Source organism: bacterium (assembly GCA_021108215.1).
In the GTDB taxonomy this organism is placed as follows: domain Bacteria; phylum Oederibacteriota; class JAAXVQ01; order JAAXVQ01; family JAUVAV01; genus JAIORK01.
Genome location: JAIORK010000048.1, coordinates 52,924 through 61,959 on the forward strand (window position 1 = coordinate 52,924; position 9,036 = coordinate 61,959).

1 protein-coding gene is annotated in these 9,036 nt (G+C 49.9%); it reads left to right on the forward strand.

Annotated features, from left to right (window positions below; translation table 11 throughout):
* Positions 1-304: 304 nt before the first annotated feature.
* The coding region (locus tag K8S19_11120; GenBank protein ID MCD4814228.1) for a hypothetical protein at positions 305-9,036 on the forward strand (8,732 nt) is incomplete at its 3' end.

Consider the following 9,036-nt stretch of genomic DNA (forward strand, 5'->3'; position numbering starts at 1 on the left):
GACTTGCCCGGCGAATGCCGGGTGCCGGGTAAGCCCATGGATGAAGCGAGTTAATACCGCCGAGTGAAGGTGGAGCACCGAATTGATATTTCAGCAGATCGGTGCGACATCCTGCCGTATTTGGGGCAGGATGAACATTTTTCTTGCGGAGCAAGGACAAGCCCGTGGCATTTTTATTCCTATAAAATAAGAGTAAAATTTTAGGCTATTTTGACTTTCGTATTTTCCGATGATATACTTATACTGTCTAAAAGCAACTAATTGTGAGTGAATTCTTGCAATTAATGGTAAATGAGGTGACGGAATGATCGGATATTTTCGGAGAATTCTATTCAAAATAGATAAATATATTGATAAAAACGTGCAAAAGTATTCGCGAAAAGTTATTTCTTTGCTTATCGCTGTGTGCTTTGTATTTTCCATGACCGGGTTGGATACAATTTTAGTCTATGCATTTGAATCTGACTATCATCAACCGGGTACCACCCTGGATAACCCTGCGAACACACAATCGTACAGTGATTTTGTCGGAAATAATCAACCGGATGCCTTCCTTGATATTTTAACCACAGAGACAGATCCGAAAAATAATGAAGCAACCGTAAATGATACGACTTTAAATGTGCTCAAATCAGAATATGGCGATTTGCTGGACACGGCATCGCTTATGACAATCGCTGAACGATCCCTGACAACCGGCAGTCTGGATACGGCCGCCAACCTGGTGATGACAAACCAAGATATTTTAATGCCCGTGCAAGAACCATCCTCGCAGGAAAAAGATCAAGTGACATCCACGGACCTTCAACAGACAGAACAGTCGGAGCTAATGGAAACTGGATCACTTACCGAGATCATTGAGATGGGCGGCATCGAAACGGAAAAGCGGCTTGATGAGGCGGGTGAGCAATCAGATTACCTCCCAACCGCAGCGGTTGTTGCCAAAGAAAATGAAGACACCGCTTCCAGCGAACCGGAAGAGACACAAGCTACAGATGAAACCGATCCGAGTGTGGAAGTGGAGGTTGTCAAAGACTTCGATGATTCACAACCTCAAGACGTCATTGACATACCTCAGGAAAATGAGAACGATGTAATTGAAAACGCAGATATAATTGAAATTCAAGATGATCAGAGCGTGGTGGAAACAACTGAGGAGAATACGGACAATGAAAACCAGCTGCCGGAGACCAACGGAAATCAGGATGATTCCGGATCGCTGATTACAGATGTTGCCAATCGAATTAAAAGTTTACTGGGTATGGAAGAATCGGTGAAAGATGAAATACTGGAACAACCGGAAACACCCGAACACGATATTCAGGTAACCGGCAAGACAGATAATAATGTAGTGACAGGAACGGTTGATGAGACCGAAGCCGACACGGATGGTCAAAGCAACCAGGAAACGGATAAAGTGGCTGTGCCGGCAGAAAAAAACCGTGGTGTTGAAGATCTGGTTGAAAGCGAAGCGGATGATACAGAGCAGGAGGGTACGCCCGGCGAGGATGACGAGTCTGAGGATGTTTCCAAAGGGGAAGAAGAGGAGGAGGAAGAGGACGAGGAGGGGAATGAATTCTCCGATCAAGTTTTGGCCATGCTGGGAATGTCTGATGAGCAGGCAGATGAAAGTGATCCGGAGAATCAACCGGACACCCCGGATGAAGGGGATTCGGAGTTGTGGATTACAGAAGGGGATGATGAGCCGACCACCGACGAGGTGGCGGTTGATGTTTTAGTGCCTGTGGAGGAAGCCTCCCGGGGCAACATCAAAGATATAGATGAAGATCCATCACCGGTTTTGACGGAGATGGATGAAGAACCGGCAGGTGAAATCGAGCGCGACGATACGGACGAGGGCAAGGGTGATGTTCCGGTTAAAAATACAGACTCAGAGCTGGATGATACCAATGAAATTGCAATCATTGGACCGAAGACGATTGATAAAAATGGAGATGATAGTGAGGAAGACCCGCAAATACCATCTGTGGATTTTGTGTTGGCCGCTGCGGTGGAGACCGATACCACGCCGGGCAGCATTTCACCGCTGAATATAGATGATAATCTTACAGCTTCGCTTGTGTCCGGTCCGCCGGTTTCCCGGAAAATTGATACGGTAATAGGCACTATTACAGAATTGGTGAATCAAAGTATTGTGCAAGTCACAGGACCGGGCAGCAATACAAATCCAACAATCCTGCACACCAAAGTAATCGGCACACGGGAAGTCATCAAACCGGCTGAAAAAAAAGTAGCCGATACCATCGGCACGGCACCCAATTACAGCACACTCTCACGAAGTGAAAATATGATTCAGGGCGCGGTCAGTGGCAATGGCAATAACACGCAGCAGGATTTAAAGGTTTATGCGTCCATGAATTTATTTGATGTCCTCAGCATGGCATCCGACCGGTCGGGGCGTACAGACGGCCGGGTCCCGCCTTTGCCGGATGTAGGTCTGGATGATGTTTTTGCTTCCGCCTGGCCGGAATACAGTACAGCCGGTTGGGACGCAATACAAGAGGAGTATGCCACCCGTCACCACCATCGCAATTCTCCGGAAGATAAGCTGGACGAGCCGGATGGTTGTGCGGCATTCCTTATATCGCCGCTCGGCAAGTTTACCATGTTTGTATTCAGCGCAGTCCTGACAGTGGTGACCTTGGGAACCGCGACACCCTTGCTGCTCATCATCATCATCACGATCCAGTTTTTGTTGACTTGTGTACCTATGCCTGAAGAATTGGCCACGCTATTGACCATTGTAAGCATTGTCTTGTGCGCCTATGCGGCAGCGATCAATGCTGCAGCCAAGGCCGGGGAAATAGCTGTGAAAGAATATGCCAAAAAAAGTCTGGAAACCATGCTTAAGAACAGTGTTTTTAAGCAGGAATTCATCAAAAAGGCACTCGCACCATTATTGGTCATGTGTGTTATAGAGCTATTCCCGGATGCCGGTGTATTGGAAATTGCCATGGTATCCTTGCTGGCTACCATTGTGTCCAGTGGTGTTGCCGCCGAGCTTTCGGGAGGAGATTTTTGGGGCGGCATTCTGGAGGGTCTGCAGGATACTTTCTTGAATGAAGATGTCAAATTTACCGACAAAGAAGGAAGAATAGGTGCGTTTCTTACATCAAAGTTTGTCAAGGTGATTGTGGATTTGACAGTATCCGCTGAGGTTGCCGGGTTATTGAATGATACAAAAATCGGAAAAATCACAGGCATGATGATGGGCGCATTGACTGTTGGATTGATTGATTTTACGGTAGCGGCGGAATCATGGACTGCCGCTGATAAGATAAAGCCGGAAGTAGGAGGTTCTGATTTATTAGAAACCATTGTGGCGCCGATTATAAGCACCGGCGTGAGTGCCTATTACACTCATTTTGTGGCACCTCATGATGTGGAGAACGGTTATTCGGAACGACAGGCGCAAAACTTTGGAAACAAATTAGGTGAGTTTATGGGGGCAATGATTCCGACTTTTAACTCGACCACCTCAAAGTGGGTCAATGTTATCACCCGGTTTTCTGATGCCATGGATAAACTGTTCTCATCGCCGGATGAGGTGGCGGGTGCCAGTGCCAGTTCAGATACGAATCCTTATGACGAGGGCGGTTCGAAATCCGACAACCAGACGGGATCTGACAAAGACGGCGAAGCCGGTGTGGATCCCGGACATGATCCTGAAACCGGAGTGGCCATCAATGAGAGTTATGCAAGAACAACCGGGGGGGAGGCGGATGGTGCGGAAGCATCACCTGGAGTGAGTCAACCGGGAAAAACCGTAATCATCGCAGAAAGTGTGGCTGCGGAAGAAATCGGAGAAATGGAATCAACCCAGCTTCAGCCTGGCTCGGAGTTTGACCAAGCCGGTATTCCCCGGCAAACAGATGATTCCCAACAACAATCCCAAAAGCCCCCGGAAGTGGTGGAGGATCAGGGAAAAAAAGGCTCCGGGAACGAAAAAGTGGTCAATGATTTGGATAAACGCCGGAATGAAGAGGACGCATCCCGGCAAATTATTCCCCAGGAGAAGCAAGCTGTCCCAAATGCCGAGGCGCTCTTGCTTGACGGCACCATCATGCCGGAAACAGAGCTGCAGGAGGAAAAGACGAACCTGGATGAGAGTCGTGAAGCGGTGGAACCGGAGCCGGGAAAAGAGGATCAGTTCAGAGCGGAAAAAGAAGAGCATATGGAAAAGGGTATTATGGATTTGGAGGAAGATATTCAGGAGGATATTTTACGTCGCGACGAAGACCTGCTCAGTGAAGAATCAAGCAAGGTGGATCATACCGGCGGCGGGGAGGGTTCTGAAGAAGTCAGTGAAGACGAGCAGACACAAAAAAACAATAATGAGTATAAACAGCAACTGCAAAATGCTGCAGCCACAGGCGAATTGCCTGCCATGTATACCCCGGCCATGGCGGGTGAAACCGACAAGACCTCTATTCAGTCTTTGGAACCTAAAGCAACGGAAAATTTGCAGGCGGCAGGTGATGTTCTCAATAAACTTCGGGCCGCGGACATGCTTCCGCAGGACAGGGCGGACCTGACTATTGAACAATTTGAAAACAGCAATGGTGATCAGGTGTTGCGGGTTTCAGGTACCGGCGAAAATGGTGAGCAAAAAATATTGGCAGCCAGCGTACAATCCGCTGATGGAAATGAATATACCACCTTGTTTGGCAACAATGCGGAAAACCAGGCAGAGGCCGCCCCCTCGGCCGTCACCTATACCAATGGTATCGCCGATGCGGATATTCAGAAAAATAATGACCAGGAAAATCTTGTCCCGCCGGTTAAGGATGCAGCGTTTGGACCCGGTCTGCGGGGTCCTCCGGAAGGTGAAAAAAGTTCCCCGGATAGTGACCGGTTGAATGACGCATTGGCAGTCGAACCGGCAGCACCTGCGGGAATACAGGATCCCAGGCAAGCGATCAATGCCGAGTTGGCTGCCGCCTCTCAGTCCAGTGACGGAGCGTTTGAGAAAAAGAAAGGTCCTCAGCCGGGCGAGAAGGTTTTGCATACAATTAAGCTTCCGGACGGCACGACAACCCAGGCGGAATTTGAATATGATCCGGATAAAGCGTATCAGGAGGTTGAGGCGGATAATGGTAAGACGTATCAGCTATCCTTCTCGGAAACCGGCGAGGTTGTTCAAACGCTTGAAAAGAGCTTGCTGAAAAAATCGTTTTTTGGTGCGCGTGTGGCTTGGATGGATGTCACCACCCAGGCGGTCCAGAATCCTGACGGACAAACAATTCAACAACCTTCCCAGCTTTATGGTCAGAAATTGCTGTTTGCCCGTGATGGCAAGCTGGCGGAAGTCTGGGAACAAAATTCTGAAGGGAAATGGACCCAATCCCAGACAACGTTTCAAGCGGAACACAAAGGTGTTCACTATGCAGCGCTGCTGGATGCGGACAACCGGCAACTGCCGCCGGAAGAATTGAAAAACAAGGTCATGCTGCACAATGCCCGGAATGCCCAGGAGATTTTTGGAAATGATCCGTATTATTCCCGGCATGTTCTGGCGGACCTGAAAAAACAGGGAATCACACCGGATAGCGATAATTTTCAGGAAGCGTTCAGTCGTGCGGTTCACACGCTGGCAACGGACATGGCACAGACAGCGGTTCAGGATGCGAATCAGTACGCAGATATACAACTACCGGAGAATGCAGCGTATAAGTCCGCCAGGGGGATGGTGGCGCGTTCGGAAATGACCCTGGCAACAGTGGATCCCACCCAAGTCCGGCCAAGCGAGATTACAACGCATGCCGCCGCCTCCGGGGATGTTGAGGTCATGCATCAGGCTGTAAATTATGTGACAAAGGCAGCCGAGCGCAACACCTTGGCGGCCGCAGCGCAGCAGACATTTGAGCTGAGCCTGGGAGATGCGGGCATCCTGCCGGTTGAAAAAATCGAGATGGCGTTGAATACCATGGAAGTGATTGCTGCTGCCGGCGCGGAGCACACCGCAGCTTATTCCGGGATATTTCAGCAGGCACAAGCGAATGTAGAGGATGCCCTGCTCGCAACCCGGCCGGATGGGATTGCGCTGGCCCAGGCCATACGTCTCAATGAGGTGGTGCCGGCACTTACGGCAGATGAATCTTCATCCGGCACCAGTGAAAGCACCAGCCAACTGGATGTGATGGAAACAGCGGATGAATTTTCATCCGCCACCAGTAAAAGCACCAGCCAACTGGATGCGATGCACCGGGATGTGATGGAAACTGTGGAACGGTATGCCGAACCGCTCCAGCCGGGACAATCGCGCATTGTGGAAGGTTTGGGTACGATCACCAAAACCGAGAACAACCAGATTATGTTACAACAGCAAAGTGATGAGAAAAACCTTTCCGTGCAAATGAATTTTAAACCTGTTTTATCACCCCAAAGCGGCAACACTCTACAGGTCGATACGCTCACCATTTCCGATGCCCAGGCCGTCCGGCAGGTATTTGAGAGCACATCCACCGGCATGGTTTTAAAAAGCCGGGCAACCGCGAGTCTGGTCACCATGCCGGATGGCAGCCAGGCGGCGGTCACAATGATGCTTCCGCCGAATCGGTCATCCAATGCGTACAAAACGCTCCAGACCATTAATACAGAGAAGTACATCGCCACCACGGATTTGCAGGGCAACACCACGCTGGAGAAATTGTATGGCCCTCAGGCTGTCCCGGAAATGCTGATAAGCGGGTCTGTGGGATCACTCCGGTTTGACAGCGAGAATCGTCCGGTTTCCTTTGACGGCCAATCCATCAGAGCGTTTCAAAATCCCGACCCGGCAGTCCTGGCAGAGGCCCTGATCCAGGCCGGGCTGACACCGGAGCAGGCACAACAGCAAGTCACGGTGTTGAACTACAGTCATAAAATCGTGTACCTTTCAGGTCAAACATTGTTTGTCGGCGACCGGCAGGATTTCTTGAGCGGGACCTACCATGTTGTCGGCGTGAATACCTTCGGGGGGGATACCGAGCCCCTGTTGTATACGGCGTCATTTGTGGGGCATGTTTTAGAAAATGCGTATCTCTCTGACGGGCAGATTTTGGAATTCATAAAGGGCAATCCAAAAAATTATACAGCAACACTGCATAGTGAAGACGGGTTGCGCGATCATGTGACTGTTTATAAAAATGGTGAGTTGATCGGTTCCAAGCTGATCCTGCGGGATGTGGGCAATGCCGAATTGATCTATACCCGCCAGGGCAATCTGACACCCGAAAGCATAAGTGCTCTCAAAAAAGGCGATTTCTCCGGCGTCACTTTTTCGGAGATTCCCGGCCAGGGGTTCAAGTTAAGCAACAATGAAACCGGGAAAGAATACCGGTTCAACATGAGCGGCCGACGAATGCTTCCTTCCGAAACCGGCGGCAGCAGCGGCATTGGCGGCGGGACTCAGGAGATTAAGGAATTTGATGTTCAGCAAAAACGAATCCTCACTTTCGCACACTATAATAGTGCCGAGGGCCTGTCGATCACAAATTATTCGAATGCAACCAAACACAGTATTATGATCAGCGACGGCGGGGAGGGGAATCTGACCAAGAGTATCACCATCAGCAATGCGCTGGGTGAATTCACCCAACCGATAAGGGATTTTGAATTTGCGTCCCAAGGACCGGGCGGTGAATGGCAGCTGACCGGTTACCGTGATTTCCAGACCGTGACAACCGACCGGGGTGAAATTATTTCATTGAGTGTGAGCAAAGGGGTGGAGCCGGGCGCCAATTGGACAGGTGTGGAAAACGGCAAGGTCTATTCCGAGCTGGTGGACGACACTTTTCAGCAGACCGGAACCCGGAAGGAAATGACCATTACACTGGAGAATGGACAGGAGATAACCGCCACGGTCTCTTCGCAAGGCATGGTAAATCCCACGCCCGGTACGGCGGAGATCAATGGCAGGATTTACGCGGAACAACCCAGTGGCGAATTTAAATATACCGGCCGGGTGATGTATGACACGGCGATTGTTAATGGATTCGAATACCGGGTTAAGACGACTGTTTCCGCCTTGCAGACACATTCATCTCAATCTTTTAGCAAACAGGGTATTACCTATACCAAGACCGCCGGGGAGTATATTCCGACTGCAGAAAACAAGTATGTCGCTATTGGCAATGAGATCCAGATGGCTTCGAAAAGTTTGCTGACCGAGCATGCGCTTTGGCGTGTTTCAGATACAGAAGGCAATGTTTTCGTTGAACTGGAAGCCAGAGTGGCGGAGCAGTATCCCGGGCATCAAGTCGGTGATCTGGTTCTGCAGGAAAAAGCCGGTCGTTTTGTAAACTGCGAGGATCTCTATGTTCGCCGCATGACCAATTTGCGCACCGGAAAAGTCAGCGGTGCGGATATTTATGGGAATCGGTACAGCATTGATGAGGCCGGGAAATTGGGCAAGGGAAAAATATTCACCATGCTGACCAAGGTCGTGGGAACGGTTGAGACGGCGGAAGGTGTCATTGTCACCCTGACCGTGAATTTGCTGGAGGGCGAGCATGCCCAGGCCACTGGGACGGACATGCACGGCAACAGCTATGCTTATGATTCTGACGGAAAATTGGGAGAAAAAGATGCTCTTGTCAAAAGTATAGAAGTGATTGGGACAGAAATTAAAAACGGCGCCATTGTTACCAAGACGCATAATCTGTTTACGAATAAGATTACCGGCTCTGACATGTACGGGAATGTGTACGGGATGATCGAGAAGAAGATAGACGGTGCGACCACGGTCGAGAACGTGATTTTTGGAATGACCTCGCGGATGGTAGGAACAGAACTCAAAGACGGCATAACCGTGACTGTGATGGAAAGCCTGCTGGATACCAATCAGAACGGCAAAGTGGAAGCGGGTGAGAAGAAGATCACAGGTTCTGACATGTACGGAAATGTGTATGGGATGATCGAACACAAAAATGGAACAGCAGAGTTTGGGATGACCTCGCGCGTGCTGGAAACAGTTGTGGAAGACGGCATGACCGTGACTGTGATGGAAAGCCTGCTGGATACCAATCAGAACGG